Genomic DNA, 21,659 nt, shown 5'->3' with positions numbered 1-21,659 from the left:
GTAATGCATTTTGTTTTAAGATATGGCAAACGATAATTCTAAATCGAACTGAAATTTTAACAATGAATTGGTAAAAATTAATAAACATCAATATAAATATTTTAAACTATTTTGATATAGAATATCGATTTTAATTTTATCTAAAGGAATTCTATGAAGTTTAGTATACTTGCTTTATCACTGATCTTTAGCTCGCTCTGGGCTTTAGATACAAATAACAGTGATTATTCAGTTGTTTTACCAACTATCGAGGTGGAAGGTATCTCGGAGCAAAATACCCTAAAAGGTTATATCGCGTATGATAGTGCGGATATCAATAGAAATGGGCTTAGTAACAAAGAGACGCCACAAACTATCGAAAATATCGATATACAAAAAAATAGAAACTATGGCACAAACGACCTTTCAAGTATCCTTGAGGGAAATGCTGGCATTGACGCAGGCTACGATATGAGAGGTGAGAGTATCAAGATAAGGGGTTTTAGCGTAGATGGCGGCGATATATATAGAGATGGTGTTAGAGACTCAGGACAGATAAGACGTAGCACAGCAAACGTTGAGAGAGTTGAAATTTTAAAAGGACCAGCTTCGATCTTGTATGGAAGAAGTGACGGCGGTGCGGTTGTAAATTTGGTTAGCAAAAAGGCAAATTTTATACCTGTTTATAAGCTTTCAGGTAGGGTTGGTAGCTGGAGTAGATATGGCGGTGGTATAGATGTAAACCATGTAGTAAATAATCAACTAGCCGCAAGACTAACGACTGATATGGAACGTGGAAAGTCATGGAGAGAGGGCGTAAAATATAAAAATTTTATGGTAAGTCCAAGCGTTGTAGTGACAAACGATGGTGGAACGGTGAGTTTTGAGGCGCAATACACATATGATAATGCTTGGCGTGTGCCTGATAGAATGCCAACAAAAAGTGTCTATGATAAACTTGGTATCGATTATACAAAGGGATTTTCTCACGATGGAGACTTTGTTGAAGATAAGCTTCATTTCTTTCGTACTGAGCTAAATGCAGAGTTAGTAAAGGACATGAATTTAAAATGGGTTTTTGGTTATAGAAAAGCTAGTCAAAATTTTGACCATTATTTTAGTGGTACCATCATGCCCGGAAATAGACTAAAGCAAAACTATGCTAAACAACAAACCGATAATGACACACTCTCAAATGCCATAACACTTACAAAAGAGCTTGAATTTACAAGATTTAAGCATAATCTTACTTTTGGATATGACAACAGCGTAGAAACTCGCCATCCAAGGCTTTGGTTTGATAGTGCAAAAAATGTGACCATAAATCCATACGCATCAAGATCAAGTTGGGGTAGTGTGGGCTACATACCACTTAATACTGATAATAAGCATAAAGCCATAAATAATGGAGTATTTCTCGAGGATTTAATAAGCTTAGACGACAAATATAGGCTACTTGTTGGTGGAAGGTTTGACTTTTATAAATTTAAAACAAGAAATATTACAAATATGACAAATAGCTACAAAGGGCACTCTTTTAGTCCAAGAGTTGGCTTGCTATGGGATTTTTTACCAGAGCATACTGCATATGCTTCATACTCAAAGAGTTTTGCCCCATACGGTGGCCGTGGAAATATAGGTATAAGTATAGGCGATACAACGATGCTTGATCTAAAACCGCAGAATAATGAGCAATATGAAATCGGCTTAAAAGCACATGGGCTGATAATAGATTTAGCTCAAACTTAGCGATATTTCAGATCGAGCATAACAATATAAGATACCAACCAGATTCTAAAAATGATCCATATACATGGGCAGTTCGCGGCAAGGAGCGCAGCCGCGGTATCGAGCTAAACATCTTGGGTCAAATTTATGAGAATTTATATCTTAGAAGCTCTCTTGGATATATGAGAGCCATTATCGCAAGTGATAAATCAAATCCATTAAACGAAAAACTTAATCTAAAAAATACAACTAACTGGCAGGGCAATGTTTTTTTAAGATATGCTAAAAACGATAAATGGTATGTCGAAAGTGGCGTAACCGGGTACTCCAAAAGATATAGTTACGATGTAACTAAAACAAGCGTAACCGATCAACACTTGCCCGGCTTTGTAAGGCTTGATGCAAGTGCTGGATATAACTTTAATGAACACGCTCAAATAACACTGGCAATCAATAATATCTTAAATAAAAAATACTGGCGTTCTGATTCAAGACCGGGTGATGAGAGATCGTTTATGCTAAATATGCACTACACTTTTTAACTAAAATTTACACCGCCTTCTATTTGGCGGTGTAATCTTTTGTTATGTGAAATTTGGAGAAAATTAGCCACCAAGGATGGCTAAATTTGAAATTATCTTAAAATTTGAATCTTTGCTTTCGCGCGGAGTTTGTCAAAATAATCAGCCATAAGTTTTTCTTGCTCACCTTGATAAAGCTCGTTTATAACATTATCCTTAACATCTGCAAAACTTGGAGTGTATGAGCCGATCTTCTCTTTTACTAAAAACATATCAAAGCTGTCAGGCCCTTGCAAAGGCTGTGTGTAGTCACCGTTATTTGTGCTTGAGATGATCGCAGCAAGCCTTGGATCTATGTTTTGATAGTCCAAACTAACCTCTTGTGTTTGCACGCCGTCTAGTAGCTTCGGACTTGTCTTTTGAGCCTCAAGTAGCTCAGGATCTTTTGCTCTATAAACTACGACTCTAGCGGTGCTAAAGACCTTAAATTTATCAGGATTAGCATCAAAATACATCTTTGCTTTTTGCTCATTTACATTTTTGCCAGCTTCAGCCAAGATGCTTTTATAAAGCTTTTCTTGAAGCATCTTTTTTTCTATTTTGTTTTTAAACTCCAAAAAGTCCATGCCTTGGGCTTGGATAGAGCTTCTAAACTGCGAATTTGTCATACCATTTTGCTTTGCGATTGATTCGATTCTATCGTTTAGCTCAAATGGCGTTACGCTAATGTTTAAATTTTTTATCTGAGCATCTTCGAGTCTATCTCTTATGAGTAAATTTAAAGCATCTTGTTCGCTAGCTCTTAGCTGCTCTTTCAAGCTGTAAACTTCATAAAGCGTGATTGGTTCGTTCTCTACAATGGCTGCGATACCGTTTATCATCTGAGCCGAATATAAATTTAAAGCACTTAGCATGCCAGCAGCCAAAAAGAGCAATTTTTTCATAATAAAACCTTTATTTAAGTATTTAGTAAATATAATTTTGGGCAATTATAACATAAAAATAAGGCACAAAATGATAGTTACTAGATTTGCTCCTTCGCCTACTGGTTACCTACATATAGGCGGACTTAGGACAGCCCTTTATAATTATTTATATGCAAGAGCTAATAATGGAAAATTTTTACTTCGCATCGAAGATACTGACCTAAAACGAAATTCAGAAGAAGCCACGCAAGCCATAAAAGAGGCATTTGCTTGGTGCAAGCTAGATCACGACGGCGAGGTGACCTACCAGTCAAAGAGATTTGATCTTTATAAAGAGTATGTTAAAAAACTACTTGAAGAAGGCAAGGCATATAAATGCTACATGAGCAAGGACGAGCTTGAAGAGCTTAGAGCTAGCCAAGAGGCAAGAAAAGAGCGTCCAAAATATGACAACAGATATAGAGATTTTACTGGCACGCCTCCAGCTGGCATCGAGCCAGTCATCCGTATAAAAGCCCCATTAAGTGGCGAAATCGTCATACATGATGGCATAAAGGGCGAGGTTAAATTTAAGGTTGAAGATATCTTGGATGATTTCATTATCGCAAGAAGCGACGGCACACCGACTTATAACTTCACGGTCGTAATAGATGATGCATTAATGGGTGTAACAGATGTCATCCGCGGCGATGATCACCTCTCAAATACCCCAAAACAGATCGTTCTTTACGAGGCACTTGGCTTTAAGGTTCCAAAATTTTATCACGTCGCTATGATAAACGGCGAGGATGGCAAAAAGCTTAGCAAAAGGCACGGCGCAACTGATGTTATGGAGTATAAAAAGATGGGCTATTTGCCTGAAGCACTCTTAAATTTTCTCGTTCGTCTTGGCTGGAGCCACGGCGATGATGAGATTTTTACTATTGAGGATATGCTTAAATACTTTAATCCAAACGACATCAACAAAAGCTCAAGCACTTATAATGCTCAAAAGCTTGACTGGCTAAATTCTCACTACATTAAGACACTGTCTTACGAGAGACTAGCACATGATATGCTTGAGTTTGGTGTGGATTTTAAGGCTTTGGTAAAGGGTGAGCTACTGCTAAATTCGCTCCGTGAGAGATCAAAGACACTAATCGAAATGGCAAATAGTGCAAACGCGATAATCAACGCTCCAAAAAGCTACGATGAGAAAGCTTGGGCTAAATTTATAAATGAAAATAGCAAAGAAATCTTGGCTAAATTTGCTCAAATTTTAGACCGTGACCTCGACGCGAAGAGCTATGAAGAGCTAACTAATAAATTTTTAGAGCAAAATGGCTTAAAGCTAAAAGACCTAGCTCAGGCTCTAAGGATAGCGCTAACTGGCTCAAGCGTGAGTCCAAGCATCTTTGAAGTGCTTGAAGTAGTGGGCAGTAGCGAGACTAAAAATAGAATACAAAATTTATTAAAGGAAGAGAAATGACACATGTAACTAAAGAAGAAGCATTAAACTACCATATAGGCGGTAAGATCGAGATAAAGGTAAAGACGCCTTGCGAAACATCAAGAGACCTTTCAATGGCCTATACACCAGGCGTTGCAGAGCCTTGCAAAGAGATAGAAGCTGATAATGAACTAGCTTATAAATATACAAATAAAGCAAATCTGGTAGCCGTCATCACTGATGGCACAGCTGTTCTTGGACTTGGTGATATTGGCGCCATCGCTGGTAAGCCAGTTATGGAAGGAAAGTCAGTCTTATTTAAAAAATTTGCAAACGTTGATGCCTTTGACATCGAGCTAGACGAGCATGATCCAGATAAGATCGTTGAGATTTGCAAGGCTCTTGCTCCGACATTTGGCGGTATAAATTTAGAAGATATCCGTGCTCCAAAGTGCTTTGAGATCGAGCGCAAGCTACAAGAAGCAGTCGATATCCCAGTCATGCATGACGATCAGCACGGCACGGCGATGATAACAAGTGCTGGCATGATAAACGCGATGGAAATTTCTGGCAAAGATATCTCAAAGATAAAGATCGTAGTTAGCGGCGCAGGCGCAGCTGGCATTGCATGCGCGAAGATGTATAAAGCGCTTGGTGCAAAACACATCGTAATGATAGATAGTAAAGGCGTCATTCACTCAAAAAGAACAGATCTTACACCTGAAAAGGTAGAGTTTGCACTTGAAACTGAGGATAGAACTCTAGCAGACGCGATGAGGGGTGCTGATATGTTTTTAGGTCTTTCTAAGCCTGGTGTGCTTACAAAAGAGATGGTTACTTCAATGAATAAAGAGCCTATCATCTTTGCTTTGGCAAACCCAGTGCCTGAAATTTATCCAGAGGATGTTGAGGCTGTAAGAAGTGACGTAATGATGGGTACAGGCAGAAGCGACTATCCTAACCAAGTAAATAACGTTTTAGGTTTCCCTTTTATCTTTAGAGGTGCACTTGACGTTAGAGCTAAAAAGATCACTGAAAATATGAAAATGGCTGCAGCTAGAGCACTTGCACAACTTGCAAAAGAGCCAGTGCCAGCTGAAGTTTTAAAAGCAAGTGGCGTTAGTGAGCTAAAATTTGGCAAAGAGTATATCATCCCAAAACCATTTGACAAACGCGTGCTAACAGCGGTTGCTCCAGCAGTTGCAAAAGCTGCGATTGAAGATGGTGTAGCGAGAGTAAAAGATTTTGATGTTGAGGCTTATAGAGCCAAACTTGCAAAAGGATTTTAAAATTTAGCCCAAATTTTGGGCTAAACTCTTTTTGGCATTTTGTAAAGATAAACCCTGTAAAAACAGTAAATTTAAGGATAAAAAATGCAAAACGTGAAGCTCATCTCACACCCACTGATCGAGCATAAATTAACCATTCTACGTGATAAAAACACCCAGCCTTTTCAGTTTCGCATGCTAGTTGATGAGATTAGCTACCTTATGATCTTTGAGGCGACTAGAAATTTAAAGGTAAAAGATGTCAAAGTCCAAACTCCAGTTGCGGTGGCAGACGCAAAAAGACTAACTACAAAGGTGATGATATGCCCTATTTTAAGGGCTGCTCTTGGCATGCTTGATAGCGTCTTTACCATCATACCAGATGCGAGTGTTGGCTTTTTGGGCTTTCAGCGAAACGAAGAGACAGCGCAGGCTGAGTTTTTCTACGCAAAGCTTCCAAAAGACGCAAAAGAGCGCATGGCTATCATCATCGATCCTATGTTTGCAACTGGCGGCACGGCGATAGATGCGGTCAAATTCTTGCGTGAAAAGGGCGTTAAAGAGATCAAATTTATCTCTATCATCGCTGCACCTGAGGGGCTAAAGAGATTTAGTGAAATTTACCCAGACGTCGAGGTCTATACAGCATCGATCGATGAGAAATTAAACGAGAAAAACTACATCGTTCCAGGTCTTGGCGATGCTGGTGATAGAGTTTTTAACACACTTTAAGGGCAAAATTTGAATAAAAGACTTTTGCCAGCCTTAGTCGCCTTTGTAATAGCCGTAATTGTTGGCACTTTCTTTTTCTCAAATAATGGTAGTGAGGCAAATAAAAACGCTCAAATTTTACTTGAACAGCTAAACAAAGAGGGGCAAAAGAGCCAGAGCCTTGCAGAAAACGGCTCATACACTTCAAAAGATGAGGTCGCTCTTTATATCTATAAATTTAACAAGCTTCCAAAGAATTTCATAACCAAAAAAGAGGCACTTGAACTTGGCTGGGACGCAAAAAGTGGAAATTTATGGCAGATAAGCGGCGGCAAAAGTATCGGCGGAGATAGATTTTCAAACAGAGAAAAGAGGCTACCTGAAGCTGATGGCAGAAAGTGGTTTGAGTGCGATGTAAATTATAATGGTGGCAGGCGCGGCGCTGAGAGAATTTTATACTCAAACGACGGACTTATCTACTACACGCCTGATCACTACGAGCATTTTTACCTGCTTTATGAAAAGAGGATGCAATGAAAATCGTGATCTTAGATGCCAAAAAGATGCTCGAAAAAGAAAAAATGCATGAGTATTTTGCTAAGAAATTTGACCTGCCAGAGTACTACGGCAAAAATTTAGACGCACTCTTTGACTGCCTTTGCGAGATAAATGAGCCAATGCTTATAAAGCTAAAAAATGAAAATTCTTTGGATGATGACACAAAAGAGAGCTTGACTCGGCTATTTCGTGATGTTTGCAACGAAAACGAGCTAGTTAAATTTGAGCTTGTAAAAGATGAAAAATGATATTTGGAAAGATTGATTATCTAAATTTACTCCCATTTCACGTTTTTTTAAAATCAGCCCCACTAAGCTCTCAGATAAAAAAGGCGATCGAGTTTAAAAAGGGCGTGCCAAGCAAGCTAAATAGAGCCCTAAACGCTAGAAAAATCGACGCTGCGGTGATCTCAAGCATAGCTAGCAAAAAGGCAAATTTAAAGAAGCTAAATTTTGGAATAGTCGCCAAAAAAGATGTAAAAAGCGTGCTTGTGCGAAAGAACTCAGCCCCAAAGCCAGATCCTGCCTCAGCCAGCTCAAACGCCCTAGCCAAGGTGCTTAAACTAAATGGAGAGGTGATCATAGGCGACAGGGCGCTAAAGGCATACTTAAGCGAGGGTAAAGAGTGCTTTTATGATCTTGGTAAAATTTGGCACGAAAAGACAAATTTGCCATTTGTTTTTGGTAGATTTTCTTACGTAAAAAATGGCTCGTTTTACAAAAAACTGGTCGCAAAATTTCTACAAAAAAATGTAAAGATCCCAAACTATATCTTAGCCCAGTATGCTAAAAGTCGCGGCATAAGTGAGCAAGATATCAAGTGGTATTTGAAATTTATAAGCTACAAAATAGGTCCAAAAGAGCAAAAATCACTCAGAAAATTTTTTAAAGAAAATAGATTATTAAAAGTAGCAAAAAGAATTAAATTTTTATAGCTTCTTAGCAGCTGCCAAGAAGCTATAAAATTTAGTGATGCATGTGCATATTAGTTGAGTTATCATCACTCATATTTTGCATCATCATATTCATATGCATCTCACCCATATTTTGCATCATCTTGTGGTGATCGTGCATTGGCATATCTGCTGGCATGTTCATTGGCATATTCATATGCATACCCATCTCACCGTTTTCAGCCTTGTAGCCAGTTATGGTAGGATCAACCATGCCAAATATCATTGCGACGTGTGCGACGATCAAGGCAAATATGAGTAGGAAAAAGTGAAGCTTTAGCTTTGCCTTTTCGCTTGCGTTTTTGTAGATCAAATTTAGCTCTAAAAGCGCGATGCCAAGAAGTGGTATGACGCTGATGAGATATGAGTAGACAGCGATGACATCGGCATATCCACGCCATTTTATACTTGGATAAATTTTTGCCATAAAATAGATCACAAGAGCTGTAAAATAGACCCCAAGCACTATGCCAGCAAATTTGCCAACAGCCTTATAGCCAGCATTTTTACCGCTATCCATGTGATACATAGTGAGAAACTCCATCGCCACTAAAAGCTCCGTAAGCCCCACAGGTATCACCATGAAGAGGATTAGATTGTAAGGTTGATTGAGCGATAAAAGCTCCATGTAGTGTGTCATTACCATTGTAAGTCCTTTGTAAAAAATTTAAAGAAGATTAACGCCAAATTGCTAATAATTATAAAATATCAAGATAACAAATTTAAGCGGATGTTAAATTTACTCCTAGCTTGGCTAAGAGTAAATTTAAGCTAGTCTTTAAACTCGTGTGAGATGACTGGAGAAAATTCCTCCCAATGAAGCTTTGTTTTAAATGTTGGCATCTTGCTTTGAAATGGCTCTTTCTTAAGAGCTGCCATGGCGACACTATCGCCTTTTGGCTTAGCCGGTGCTTCTACGTTTAGTATAGAGCGTTCAAGGTCGATGAAATCTTTTAAAATAATAGTATATGATTTAAAGAAATTTGCCTCTTTGTGAGCCAAAAGTAGCGAGCCAAACTCATCTACAAATAAATTTAAGGTCTCAGAAAATAGCTTATTGCTAATATTTTTTGCATCATTAAACTCATCTTTTAAAAATGTAGCCATCGCTAAAAATATAAATCCAACGTAGTCCTCGCTATCTTTGCAAAGCTCGCTATCACGTCTATATGGGCTTAGTTTTAAACATTCAATAACCCTAAGCCTAGCTGCTCCGTTATCTCTGCCCTCTTCATAAAATGAAGCACTTAAGGGGATATTTGTAAAGCCAAAAAGAACGTCATTTTGTTCTTTTGAAAATTCTTCAAAGCTAAATTTATCTAAATTTTTAAACGCAGCATCACTATCCTCGCTCAAAGGATTTGCGCTTAAGTATTTTAGCTGCTCTTTCCACCTTGAAAATTTCTCATCATTTGTGTAAAAAAACATAGGATATGCTAGAAATTCGTAAAAATATGATCTTGCTTTTATGATGTTTTTATCCATTTAATAAATCCTCTTTCATCGCGTTTATTTGGGCTTGAACCATTAGTTTGGCCTTACAGTCAGCACAGCAGTAAAGCGCTTTTATCTTAACCCTATCGTTGCCAAATCTTGGTTGCATTATAGTTGCGATCTTTTCGACCGCTTTTTTAGTCGCAAACTCTTTTCCGCACTCAACACAGGCAAAAAGCTCATCTCGTGCCAGTTCATTATAGGTAAAAAACTCAGGCTTAAGAGAAATTTTTCCAATCTCAAGGCTTATGGTATCTTTTTCAGCACAGCTTAGTTCGCAGTATCCGCAAGCTGTACAGACGCTTGGATTAAATAAAATCGAATTTGTCTTTTTATCAGCCACTAGCGCACTTACGTTACAAGCGCCAACGCAACTTAGACAAAGTGTACAGCTATCAGTGTTTATCTTGACATCGCCATATCTTATCATCTCACCGCTTTTTACCACGCCAAGATCTTCGCTACCTACTAAAAACTCGAGCCTTTTTGCAAAAATTTCTCTTTTTGGCAAGGCATATTCGTTTATCGTGTGTTGTGAGTCAGCTATAAATTTTGCCTTTTTGAGCACATCTTCAAGCTCATTTTTATCTTTAGCGTGATAGATCGCCGTCTCTTTAAATTTAAGCTCATAAATTTGATTTAAGATGCTAATGGCGTCTTTTTCGCCTTTGCCAAGAGTTTTGCTAAATAAAATCGCGCTCGCACCACTTTCTTGAAGCAATGTAATAAGATGCGCTTGATTTAACATATGTGGCGCTGATATGAAAAAAGGCAGGACATTTTCAGGTAGGCTTATATTTAGCTCATCTAAATTTGTTTCATTAGAGATTATTAGTGGAATTTTACCTTTGTAAAGTTTGGCAATAGTAGCAAATGAGTTTTGTGGCATAAGTGTAGAGTCAAGAGATCCGCTAGGGCAGACGCTAATGCAGTTGCCACAATTTACACAATCGATTTGTGAGAAAATAAGATGCTTTGTCTCGTCTTCTTTTAAAATGGCTACAGTTGGACAAACATCAACACAGCGTCCACAAATTTCATTTCGTCGTTCGTGATATTGACAGATCGAAGAGTCATATTGAGTTAGGCTTTTGTACTTAAATTTTGGAGTTTTTTCATTTAAAATTTTAAGCACAGCTTCGTCTTTTAGCCCAGCTATTTCATAACAGCCGCTTTGCTTTAGCATATAATCCCTTGCGTTTTCAACCAAGAAAAAGTCACAATCGACCTCAAATTCGTCATTTGCTCTAAGTACCAAAACACTAAGTTCGCCAGCTGCGCCATAAATAAATTTCACTTCAAAATGCGTTAATTCAATGACTTTATAGCCATTTTCTTTTAATAAATTTGCTAGCTCCTCACGGCCTGAGTTGCTTACTATTACGACGTTTTTTCCGACTTCTTTTTCGTAATCAACATCCTTTGCCATGTCAAATGCAGTTGCTCTTGCTTCATAAAGCAAAAGTGTATTTTTAGCTTTTTCTAAGACGCTTGCAGTTGTATTTTTTAGATAAAAATTTATCTCAGGTGCGGTAATGTTTGCTTTAAGCTTTGGCGAGTTAGAAACTAAATATTCTTCCTTTTCATTATTTATTTCTATCTGTTCATTTAGCATTAAAGTATCGTCAAAATCGTTATAAAAGCCAAATTCTTTCATAATTTCTCCTATTATCAAAAACAGGCTTATTTTAATATTAATGGGATTAATAGACTCTGAATTTTATATGTTCCTTTTTGCTCTAAGGTTTAATTTATAATATTTTTATGTTAAAATCACGGCTTGGTAAAACTAACTTACTAGGAGCACGAATTGAGCGATTTAAGAGATATCCCACAAGTTGATAAGATTATAAAAAACGAAGCATTTTCAGGATTTGATATAAATTTAGTCACATTGCTTGCAAGGCAAATTTTAAATGAAGTTAGAGCTAAAATTTTAAATGAAAATGCAAATTTTGCGTTGCAAGAAATAATAGATTTAATCCTAAATGAATATCATAAATTTAATGAATCAAGCCTTCAAAGAGTGCTAAATTTAACCGGTGTGACCATTCACACAAACCTTGCTAGAAGCGTCATAGATAAAGAAATTTTAAGCCGTGCAACTCCGGTAATCACAGGGTATTCAAACCTTGAATACAACCTAAAAACAGGCAGCCGCGGCAACAGATATGACTATATCGGTGAGATGATCGCAAGAGCATTTGGTTTTGAGGACGCTATCGTCGTAAATAATAACGCAAGTGCTGTATTTTTGGTGTTAAACACCTTTGCAAAGGGCAAGGAAGTCGTCGTTAGTAGAGGCGAACTAGTCGAGATCGGCGGTAGTTTTAGAGTGCCAGAAGTTATGGCAAATGCGGGCTGCTTTTTGAAAGAGGTTGGCACGACAAACAAAACTAAGCTAAAAGACTACGAAGAGGCGATTAGCGAAAATACGGCGATGCTTGTAAAGGTTCATCGCTCAAATTTCGACATCGTGGGCTTTAGCGAAGAGGTTACAGCAAATGAACTAAGTAAATTGGCATGTGAGCAAAATTTGATAGATTATTTTGATCTTGGCAGTGGATTTTATGGAAATTTGCCGTTTAACTTAGACAAAAATGAGCCAGATCTAAAAAATTTAAAAGATGTTTCGCTAGTTAGTTTTAGCGGTGATAAGCTGCTTGGTGCGGTGCAGTGCGGCATCATTATTGGCAAAAAAGAGCTCATCGCAAAACTTAGAAAAAACCAGCTTTTAAGAATGCTTCGCGTAGATAAAGTGATTATCTCGCTTTTGGCTGAGAGTATGAAAGCTTATTTAAATAAAGAATTTGAGCTAATCACAACACAAAAACTGCTTCACAAAAGCGTAAAAGAGCTTGAAAGCTTAGCAAATTTTATAAATAAAAATTTAAAAACTCCGATTGAGATAGTTCACACACAAACCTTTGTGGGAGGCGGTGCGATGCCAAATAAAAAAATTCCAAGCGTGGCTTTGGCGGTTAGTGGAGATGCGGTTTTAAATGAGCAGAAATTTAGGCAAAAAAAGGTGATCGGCCGCATAGAAAATGATAAATTTTTGCTTGATTTAAGAACGCTTTTAGATGACGATGTAAATGAACTAATAAAAATAATAAATGAAACGGAAGAAAAATGAGTTTAATAATAGGAACAGCAGGGCATATCGACCACGGAAAAACCGCGCTTATAAAGGAACTAAACGGCTTTGAGGGGGACAATCTTGAAGAGGAGAAAAAGCGTGGCATAACGATCGATCTAAGCTTTTCAAATTTAAGTAAAAATGATGAAAATATCGCATTTATCGACGTGCCAGGGCATGAAAATCTCATAAAAACGATGATAAGTGGTGCGTATGGCTTTGACGCGTGCTTATTTGTAGTGGCGGCAAATGACGGCCTTATGCCTCAAAGCTTGGAGCACCTTGAAATTTTAAATCTTCTTGGTGTGAAGTCTTTGATCGTGGCACTTACAAAGTGTGACCTCGTAGATGAAGCGACTATAAATTTAAGAAAAAAAGAGATAAGAGATGAAATTTCTAAATTTAAAAACCTGCAAATTTTAGAAATTTTTGCCGTTAGTATAAAGGATAAGGCAAGCATTGACGAGCTTAGAAACTACCTCTTTACGCTAAGAGCTAAAAAGCGCGATGAAGACGGCGTTTTTAGATACTACATCGATAGGGTTTTTAGCCTAAAAGGCATCGGAAATGTTGTAACTGGCACCGTTATAGAGGGAAGCGTTAGTAAAAATGAGAAGCTTTTTAACTACGACGCTGGTAAAGAGGTGCTAGTAAGAAGCGTGCAAAGCCATGATAAATTTGTAGATAATGCAGGGGTTAGCAGCCGTGTGGCGCTAAATTTGACAGGAATTGAGCTTAATGAGTTAAAAAAAGGGCAGTTACTTAGTAAAAAAGGCTATTTTAGAGGATTTAGAGAGGTTGATGCGGTCGTAACTGCTAAAAATCTCATTCACTCGCAAAGCGTAACCTTTTGCGTAGGAGCTAAAAATGTGCCTGCAAAGGTGCTAATCCTTAGCCAAAAAGATGATTGCTACTTTGTTACTTTTAAATTTCAAAGCGATATGTTTTTGAAATTTGACGAGGCATTTGTGCTTATCTCAGATGCACGCGTGATAGGCGGTGGCAGAGTGCTAAATCCTGTGCTTGAGCCACTAAAAAAGGCTGGCAAAATTCTCTTTTTGGCTGCACTTTTAAAGCATGATTTCATTGGGGCATTTTCTATACTTAAAGAAGCCCACAAAAATGGCTTTGGCATAATCTCTTCTTATCAAAGATTTGGACTAAGTCACGAAGAGGCCGTAAATGTGGCTAAAAAAGTCTCAAACGTCTTTGTCGATGAAAAGGCTTTAAATATCTACGATCTAAGCGCGGTTGAGCGGATAAAGTCTGTGGTTAAATTTATGATAGAAAAGAACGAATTTGCCGTTTTCTCAGCTCAAAGTATAAGCTTAAAGCTTGCTTGGGCTAGTCAAAATTTGGCTCAAAAAGCACTTGATGAGCTTGAAAGTATAAACTTGATTTCTAAAAATGATGGCGTCTATACAAAAAAGGGTGTTGATATAAGCAAACTAAAAGTAAGGCTTGAAGAGAAAATTTATGAAATTTTAGAAAGCGGAAAGCTAGCTCCAACGGCACCTTATAATATATATGATGAGCTGGAAATAGATAGGCTAAGTGGCGATAATGCACTTAAAAAACTAACTGCAATGGGCAGGGTTGTAAGGCTGGAGCATAACCTTTTCATTACAAGAAATTCGCTAAAAATGGCACTTGATAAGCTAAGAGAGATCATCAAAAACCAAGGATTTGTAAATGTCACAAATGCCAAGGATGCACTAAATCTAAGTAGAAAATATGTAATCGCTTATCTTGAGCAGCTTGATCTTGAGAGTGACATAATAAAGCAAGGAAATGATAGAGTTTTTCGCGGTTAGTATTCATTTACAAAAAGCAAATATAATCCGCCAAATTTTTTAAAAGGAAAAAAATGAAAAAAGTGGTTTTGGCCTCAATATTAGCGGCAACTAGCCTAATGGCAGCAAGCGATAAGCAAATAGAAGATTTTTACTCAGAAGTTTTTAAAAATCAAAATATCGATGGTGTTAATGTAAAAGTCGTAGAACGCACTAAAATTTTAGATGATATAGAAAAAGTAAGCTTAAAATTTAGCAAAGGGGATATGTCTCAAGAAGATGTGACTTTTGTTAAGGGCGATCTTATGTTTCCTGATGTTGTAAATTTAAAGGAGCAGAAGTCTTATTTAGCTGAAGAAAAAAAGGTAATCGCAGAAAAAGCAGCACTTGATTTAGTAAAATCACTAGCTAAAATTTATAAAAATGAAGACAAGGCAAATGTTGTAACTCTTGGCAATGATAGCAAAAAGCCAACTCTTATTATGTTTTCAGATCCTGAATGCCCATATTGTAGAGCCGAGCTAGCAAAGGTCGAAACGACATTAAAAGACAATAACGTTGAAATCATCCTAACTCCAGTGCATGAACTATCATCTTTGCAAAAAAGTGCTTTGATCTATAAAGATATAAAAAATGCAAAAAGTGATAGCGATAAGGTTAAAATTTTAAGAAAGTATTTCTCTGAAGATTATAACGTGGATGAAAAAAATGTTAGCAAAGAAGAGAGCGACAAGATCGATACTTTACGTAAAAAATATTTCTCAGCTGGCGTTAGATCAGTGCCATTTATTATAAACAAAAGTGATCTAAAATAACTTTTTCTAGGGAGCTCTCCCTAGAATTTATACTTTAAATTAGCCTTTCTCTCAAAATTCATAAAAGTTAAAATATTAAATATATTTTCTTATATTTTTAACAATAACTTAACATATTTAATTAAAGCTTTATATTTACTTTGATTATCTTGCAATTATGCTAAATTTGCAGAGTTTAAATCTAGGCTATAAAAAGCCCTGAAATAGGCCTTGCAATATTTTAGAATTTCTAAAGTTGCAAATTGTGAAGACCAATCAAACCAAATTCTCAAATTTTTAAGTTTGAGAGCTAAGGAGAAAAAATGCAAGGATCAAGAAGAGATTTTCTAAAAAAATCTCTAAAAGTCGGTGCTGCCGGCGGTGTACTCGCAGTCTCAGCCGTAGCAAAAGTGACTAGTGACGACTTAGCTCCTGATGACAATGGTGTCGTCGTTGGCAAGTCAAACAAAAAAGAGGTGCTTTATAAAAAAAGCAAGAACTGGGAAACCTACTATAAAATCGCTTACTAAGGGAGAAAACCATGAGTGATGCACGTATAGGAAGACGTTCATTTTTAAAGCTAGCCGCACTTGGTGCTGGAAGTACAATGGCTTTTGGAGAAAATGAAACGATAAGAAAAGCAAGTGATGAGGAGATAAAAAATCCTTTCCCTGGCTCAAAAAAGGTTAGAACGATTTGTTCTATTTGCTCAGCAGGCTGTGGTATCGAGGCCGAGGTAAAAGATGGTGTTTGGGTTCGTCAAGATATGGCGATGCACCATCCGATATCTCAGGGCTCACACTGCTCAAAAGGTATCGATCAGATCGATCTTACACACAGCAAACAACGCATCAAATATCCTATGAAAAAAGTTGATGGTAAATGGCAAAGAATTTCATGGGATCAAGCTGTAAATGAGATCGGCGATAAGATGCTTCAGATCCGCAAAGAAGATGGCCCTGATAGTGTTGTTTTCTTAGGATCGGCTAAATTTAACAACGAACAGTCTTACTACTTTAGAAAATTTTGTGCATTTTGGGGTACAAACAGTAACGATCACGTAGCAAGAATTTGACATAGCGCAACAGTCGCCGGTGTGGCGAATACTTGGGGTTATGGCGCGATGACAAACCACTTTGGAGATATGGCTGCGAACTCAAAATGTATATTTATCATTGGAGCGAACCCAGCTGTGGCAAACCCAGTTGGTGGCATGAAGCACACTTTACAAGCAAAAGATAGAAACAATGCAAAAGTAATTGTAGCTGATCCAAATTTTACAAAGACAGCTGCACATGCTGATCTTTATTTGAGACAAAGATCAGGAACTGATATTGCGCTTGTTTATGGTCTTATTCATATCATTCTTAAAAATGGTTGGGAAGATAAAGAATTTATAGAAAATAGAACTTACGGTATTGATGAGATAAGAAAAGAGGCTGAGCACTGGACACCAGAGGTTACATCTGATGTTACTGGAGTACCAGTTGATAAGCTACTAAAAGCTGCAGACATTCTAGCTCACACAAAACCAGGTACTGTTGTTTGGGCACTTGGCATCACTCAACACTCAGTTGGTACATCAAATACAAGAATTTTACCTATCCTTCAACTAATTCTAGGAAATATGGGTAAAGCAGGCGGCGGCTGTAATATCATTCGTGGTCACGACAATGTTCAAGGCTCAACTGATATGTGTAACCTTTCAGATAGCTTGCCAATGTATTATGGCTTAACTGATGCAGCATGGAAATATTATTGCAAAGGCTGGGGCGTTGATTATGATGAATTTATTAAACGCTTTGCAGTCTCAACAAAAGAGCCAAAACAAGGCGGTACTCCTGTTAAAAACACAGTCTTTGAAGAGTATTATTACCACGATCCTAAACATCCAGAAGATAGAAACTGGAGAAACGAAAAAGGCTGGTCACTTTCAAAATGGTGGCAAGGCGTCTTGAAGGAGGAGAATACATTTAGTAGTGGTGCATTGAGAGTTCTTTGGGTTCAAGGAACTGGTCTAACGTCTATGGCGCACCTAGCTAAAATTCAAGAAGCAGCTTCAAAACTAGATATGATCGTTGTGGCTGAGCCATTTGTAAATGAAATTTCTATCCTTTCAGACAGAAAAGATGGCGTTTATATCTTGCCAGTAGCAACTGCATTCGAAAATGAAGGTCACCTAAGTGCTACAAACCGCTCAGGACAATGGAGAACAAAAGTCGTTGATCCACTTTACGAGAGCAAGGGCGATCACGAAGTAATGTTTGCGTTTGCTAAGAAATTTGGCTTTTACGATGAGTACGTAAAAGGCATGAAGATGGCTGTCGTAGATAGAGAGCTAAAACAAGTTAAAGATGACTTTGTATGGCCAGATGATGCGACAAATGAGATAGCAAGGGTTGGAAATTCTATCGGTTATGGCGGCAGAACTGCTGAGATGTTTAGACGTCACCAAGCAAACTGGGATAAATTTGACCCAGATACGCTAATAGGTCTTGGCGGCGAGGTAAAAGGCGAGTACTACGGCAAGCCATGGCCAGCATGGGATGAAAAACACCCTGGCACACCGATACTTTATGATATGAGTAAGCCTTATGTTGAAGGTGGTTCAGGCTTTAGAAATCGCTTTGGACTCGAACATAATGGCGTTAGTCAGCTAGCTAGCGAAGAGACAACACTTGTTGGCTCAGCTATAAAAGGTGGCTATCCACAAATCACAAAAGAGAATATAGAAAAAGTCTTAGGTATAACTCTAACTGAAGAAGAGAAAGCTAAGATGGGACCAAGCTGGAGCATGGATTATAGTGGTATTATCTTTGAAAAATGCCGTGAAAAAGGTGTTGTACCTTATGGTAATGCAAGGGCAAGAGCTATCGTTTGGGAATTCCTCGATCCTATTCCAAAACATAGAGAGCCTGTTCACTCACCACGCTGGGATCTTGTTCAAAAGTATCCGACATTTGAAGATCAAGCTAGAAATTTCCGTGTTTCTACTAAGTTTAAGTCAGAGCAACAAGCAAAAGATTGGTCAAAAGAATTTCCAATTGTGTTTAGTACGCAACGTGTCGTAAACTTAAGTGGTGCTGGCATGATCGAAAGAACCAGTAAATATCTATCAGCTATTACGCCAGAGATGTTTGCTAATGTTAATCCAGAGCTAGCTTTAAAATACGGCATAAAAGACCGCGATATGATGTGGATTCATAGCCCACAAGGCACAAAGATCAAAGTAAGATGCTATCACAGCCAGATGGTAACTCCAGATAGAATTTGTATGCCATACAACTTCGCTGGTATTATGCAAGGCGTTGATCTTTCAGCTCGCTATCCAGAGGGCACTAAGCCTTATGTTATCGGCGAGAGCTTTAACACAGTTACTAACTACGGATTTGACCCAGTTACTCAAATTTCAGAGTTTAACGCAGGTCTTTGCCGTATAGAAAAAGCTGAGGAAAATACATTTAAAACATCGTTTTTCCATGAATATGGCGAGAGAGACGCCATGGGTAAAGAGTAAGGAGGAATAAAATGGCAAGAATGAAATTTTTCGTAGATACTGATAGATGTATTAGTTGTTATGGTTGCCAAGTTGCTTGCTCTTCTGCTCATGAACTTCCAGTGGGAATTTATAGAAGAAAGGTCATTACACTTCACGATGGCATCGAGGGTAAAGAGGTCTCAACTACTATCGCGTGCCAGCACTGCACCGACGCACCTTGCGAGCAAGTTTGTCCGGTTGATTGCTTCTACATTAGAGCTGATGGCATCGTACTTCACGATAAACACAAGTGCATAGGCTGTGGATACTGCTTATATGCTTGTCCATTTGGTGCACCACAGTTCCCTAAAGATGGAGCATTTGGCGTAAAAGGCGTAATGGATAAATGTACTATGTGTGCAGGTGGTCCAGAGCCAACAAACTCACACGAGGAGAGAGAGCTTTACGGTCAAAATAGAATGGCTGAGGGTAAAGTGCCTATGTGTGCAGCAGTTTGTGCTACAAATGCACTTTTGGTTGGTGATGCAGCTGATGTGTCAAATGTATACCGCAAACGCGTTATGCTAAGAAATACAGGACTAAACGTATAACAATAAGGAGGGCGCTTGCTCTCCTTTTAAATTTATAAAATTTAAATTATCTTTATGATTTTTATAATCTAAAATTTCATCAATAATTTTTCTTATCTATTAAAATTAGCAAAAATATATAACTTTTTTATCTCGATATGAAATTTAACCCTAACCCTCTAAAGCCCTAAATTTACGTAAAGTTGATTATTAGATTGTAAAAAATATTATTTGTGCTTTCAATTTACATTCTTTTATGATAATCGTTTTTATTTTAATCAAAGTAAAAGATTGATAATATTCCAGCAAAATATATTTTACAGGTGGTTTAATTAATGAGTAAATTTTTCAAATTTATGCTTATTATGTTGTTGCCAGTTTGGCTAATGGCAAGAAACGAAGACTACGAGCAAGTAGCTGCTCAGATAAAAGAGTCTTTGCAAAAAGTGATGACTGAGTATAAAGCTGGCAATGTCGAGCAAGCCGTAGCCGACACTCAAAATGCTTATTTTGGTCTGTTTGAAGATGTCGAAGCTGGCATCAGAATAAATTTAGGTCAGAAAAAAGCTTACTCTATGGAGAAGCAGTTTGGCGAGATCAGAAAGGCGATAAAAGCTGGCGAAGCACCAGATGATGTGCAAAAAAGAATAGATCAGATAAATAGTGAAATCGCTGAAGTTTTGCCAGTTATTTTAAATGGACATAAGCTTGTTGGTGAGTACTCAGACAGCCCAGCACAAGCTGCTGCAAGTGGCTATGACACTTCTAAATTTATCCCTGAGTGGAAGGTGGCATTTGAAAATTTATCAGCTGCTCTAGATAAAGCTATAGCAAGCTACGAGGGCGATAAACAAGATGATGCTAAAAATTCTATCCAAGATGCTAAATTTAATGATTATAGAAACACTCAACTTGAAATCGCCGTTCGCCAATATATAGAAAATGGCAAAAGCATAGATGCTGACATCCAAAGAAAGATGGGTGAAGCGATCAGTGGCATCACAAATGGCATAAGCAAAGATGACTTTAAAGCAAAGCTAGAAGAGATCAAAAAGCTAGCGTATGACGCTATCGCTAAACTCCCAGCTGAAACAGTAAAACTAGCAAAAGTTGATATGAGCAGTGCAGTATCTAGCGATAGCAGCGAAGATAGTGGCACAGACTACACTCAAACTGTTAAAAACATAAATGACAAAATTCAAGCAGCCATCGCGCTTTACAAAGGTGGCAATAGTGCTAAAGCTATGGGCGATATCCAAGATATCTACTTTGATGAGTTTGAAGGTAGCGGCATGGAGAACAAAGTAGGTGCGATAGATGTAAATTTAAAAACAGCTATCGAAGCTACATTTGGTAACCTTGTAGCCCTTATGAAATCAGGTGCAGACGAAAAAACACTTGAAGAGAGTGCAAGCAAGATGTCATCTCAGCTAGCAGCTGCACTTGAGAAAACTAGCGGTTCAAACTCACCTTGGACGCTATTTATCTGGGCACTAACTATCATCTTAAGAGAGGGTTTTGAGGCTCTTATCATCGTTGCAGCCGTCGTTGCATATCTTGTAAAAACTGGCAATGCAAAAGCTATGGGTAAGGTAGTATATAGCTCAGTTGGCGTGGCTGTCATCTTAAGCTTTGTCATGGCTTGGATAATGAACATCATCTTTGGCGAGGCAGCAGGTCAAAAAAGAGAGCTTATGGAAGGCATCACGATGCTTGTTGCTGTGGGACTTCTATTTTATGTTGGCTTCTGGCTTCTTTCAAATGCTGGCGCTAAAAAATGGAACGACTACATCAAATCTCACGTATCTGAGTCTATCTCAAGTGGCTCAAGCACGGCGCTTTGGTGGACTGTATTTTTAGCGGTATTTAGAGAGGGTGCTGAGACAGTGCTCTTTTATCAAGCTCTGATTTTTGGTGCAAAAGACTCAGCCGGATACTCTATGATAGCAGCGGGCTTTTTAGTTGGCCTTATCATACTTTTGGTAGTCTATTTCTTATTTAAAATTTTCGCTATTAAAATTCCTATTAAGCCATTTTTTATATTTACATCAGCGATCATCTTTTACATGTCGATCGTCTTTGTTGGCAAAGGCGTTGGGGAGCTAGTTGAGGGCAAAATTTTCATCCCAACTATCATAAAAGGACTAAATTTTCCTGACTGGATGAGAGACTGGCTAGGACTTATGCCATATTATGAGAGCCTAGTGCCTCAAATAATTATGGTGCTTGCCCTTGTTGTTGGCATCGTTATCATGAAATCAAAACAAAATAAAAATTAATCTTATTTAAAGGAGAGGAT

General features: G+C 37.9%; 16 protein-coding genes and 2 pseudogenes. 14 read left to right on the top strand and 4 right to left on the bottom strand.

The window, feature by feature from the left end; translation table 11 throughout:
• Nucleotides 1-153 precede the first annotated feature (153 nt).
• Nucleotides 154-2,249, top strand: a pseudogene (locus tag TH67_RS00575) (TonB-dependent receptor).
• A 92-nt stretch (nt 2,250-2,341) separates the two neighbouring features.
• Here the strand turns inward: TH67_RS00575 and TH67_RS00570 are convergent.
• The gene (locus TH67_RS00570; RefSeq protein ID WP_072593901.1) at nt 2,342-3,172 is read right to left on the bottom strand and encodes a peptidylprolyl isomerase; all 831 of its coding nucleotides are present in this window, start codon (nt 3,170-3,172) and stop codon (nt 2,342-2,344) included.
• A gap of 70 nt (nt 3,173-3,242) precedes the next feature.
• Between TH67_RS00570 and gltX the strand changes: the two genes are divergently transcribed.
• The 6 genes from gltX (at nt 3,243) to TH67_RS00540 (ending at nt 8,054) form a co-directional block, all read left to right on the top strand.
• The gene (gltX, locus tag TH67_RS00565; RefSeq protein ID WP_072594090.1) at nt 3,243-4,622 is read left to right on the top strand and encodes a glutamate--tRNA ligase; all 1,380 of its coding nucleotides are present in this window, start codon (nt 3,243-3,245) and stop codon (nt 4,620-4,622) included.
• On the top strand, nt 4,619-5,872 hold the full coding sequence (locus TH67_RS00560; protein ID WP_072593900.1) for a malic enzyme-like NAD(P)-binding protein: 1,254 nt from the start codon (nt 4,619-4,621) through the stop codon (nt 5,870-5,872). The genes gltX and TH67_RS00560 overlap by 4 nt, the downstream gene beginning before the upstream one ends.
• Nucleotides 5,873-5,956: 84 nt before the next feature.
• Nucleotides 5,957-6,583, top strand: a complete 627-nt coding sequence (upp, locus tag TH67_RS00555) for a uracil phosphoribosyltransferase (RefSeq protein WP_004317747.1) — start codon at nt 5,957-5,959, stop codon at nt 6,581-6,583.
• A gap of 9 nt (nt 6,584-6,592) precedes the next feature.
• Nucleotides 6,593-7,099 carry a ribonuclease domain-containing protein gene (locus TH67_RS00550; protein WP_072593899.1) on the top strand — a complete coding sequence of 169 codons (507 nt, stop codon included), beginning with the start codon at nt 6,593-6,595 and terminating at the stop codon, nt 7,097-7,099.
• Nucleotides 7,096-7,368: a barstar family protein gene (locus tag TH67_RS00545; protein WP_072593898.1), complete on the top strand. Its 273-nt coding sequence runs from the start codon at nt 7,096-7,098 to the stop codon at nt 7,366-7,368. Before TH67_RS00550 ends, TH67_RS00545 begins: the two co-directional genes overlap by 4 nt.
• Nucleotides 7,365-8,054: an MqnA/MqnD/SBP family protein gene (locus tag TH67_RS00540; protein ID WP_072593897.1), complete on the top strand. Its 690-nt coding sequence runs from the start codon at nt 7,365-7,367 to the stop codon at nt 8,052-8,054. Before TH67_RS00545 ends, TH67_RS00540 begins: the two co-directional genes overlap by 4 nt.
• A 31-nt stretch (nt 8,055-8,085) precedes the next feature.
• Here TH67_RS00540 and TH67_RS00535 read toward each other — a convergent pair whose 3' ends face one another.
• The 3 genes from TH67_RS00535 to TH67_RS00525 form a co-directional block, all read right to left on the bottom strand.
• Entirely contained in the window at nt 8,086-8,718 is a 633-nt protein-coding gene (locus tag TH67_RS00535; protein ID WP_072593896.1) for a DUF6803 family protein, read from the bottom strand.
• Between the two features lie 125 nt (nt 8,719-8,843).
• Entirely contained in the window at nt 8,844-9,557 is a 714-nt protein-coding gene (locus TH67_RS00530) for a TorD/DmsD family molecular chaperone (RefSeq protein ID WP_072593895.1), read from the bottom strand.
• Nucleotides 9,550-11,223, bottom strand: a complete 1,674-nt coding sequence (locus TH67_RS00525) for a 4Fe-4S dicluster domain-containing protein (protein WP_072593894.1) — start codon at nt 11,221-11,223, stop codon at nt 9,550-9,552. Before TH67_RS00525 ends, TH67_RS00530 begins: the two co-directional genes overlap by 8 nt.
• A 153-nt stretch (nt 11,224-11,376) precedes the next feature.
• On the opposite strand from TH67_RS00525, the gene selA reads away from it, so the two are divergent.
• From selA to TH67_RS00485, 7 genes and pseudogenes are all read left to right on the top strand, one after another.
• A complete protein-coding gene (gene selA, locus TH67_RS00520) occupies nt 11,377-12,702 on the top strand; it encodes an L-seryl-tRNA(Sec) selenium transferase (RefSeq protein ID WP_072593893.1) in 1,326 nt (441 codons plus the stop codon).
• Complete coding sequence (gene selB, locus TH67_RS00515) at nt 12,699-14,519, top strand: selenocysteine-specific translation elongation factor (RefSeq protein ID WP_072593892.1); 1,821 nt, start codon at nt 12,699-12,701, stop codon at nt 14,517-14,519. The genes selA and selB overlap by 4 nt, the downstream gene beginning before the upstream one ends.
• 53 nt (nt 14,520-14,572) lie before the next feature.
• Complete coding sequence (locus TH67_RS00510; RefSeq protein ID WP_072593891.1) at nt 14,573-15,313, top strand: thioredoxin domain-containing protein; 741 nt, start codon at nt 14,573-14,575, stop codon at nt 15,311-15,313.
• A gap of 302 nt (nt 15,314-15,615) precedes the next feature.
• Nucleotides 15,616-15,822 (top strand): twin-arginine translocation signal domain-containing protein, encoded by a 207-nt coding sequence (locus TH67_RS00505; RefSeq protein ID WP_009294906.1) that lies wholly within the window; start codon nt 15,616-15,618, stop codon nt 15,820-15,822.
• A gap of 11 nt (nt 15,823-15,833) precedes the next feature.
• Nucleotides 15,834-18,740, top strand: a pseudogene (locus TH67_RS00495) (formate dehydrogenase subunit alpha); the annotation flags it as partial.
• A gap of 80 nt (nt 18,741-18,820) precedes the next feature.
• Entirely contained in the window at nt 18,821-19,381 is a 561-nt protein-coding gene (fdh3B, locus tag TH67_RS00490; RefSeq protein ID WP_072593888.1) for a formate dehydrogenase FDH3 subunit beta, read from the top strand.
• Between the two features lie 314 nt (nt 19,382-19,695).
• Nucleotides 19,696-21,639, top strand: a complete 1,944-nt coding sequence (locus tag TH67_RS00485) for an FTR1 family iron permease (RefSeq protein WP_072593887.1) — start codon at nt 19,696-19,698, stop codon at nt 21,637-21,639.
• Nucleotides 21,640-21,659: the final 20 nt, after the last annotated feature.

The organism is Campylobacter concisus (genome assembly GCF_001891085.1).
GTDB lineage: Bacteria > Campylobacterota > Campylobacteria > Campylobacterales > Campylobacteraceae > Campylobacter_A > Campylobacter_A concisus_O.
Note: the sequence above shows the minus strand (reverse complement) of the source record. Positions and strands in the feature narration are given on the sequence as shown.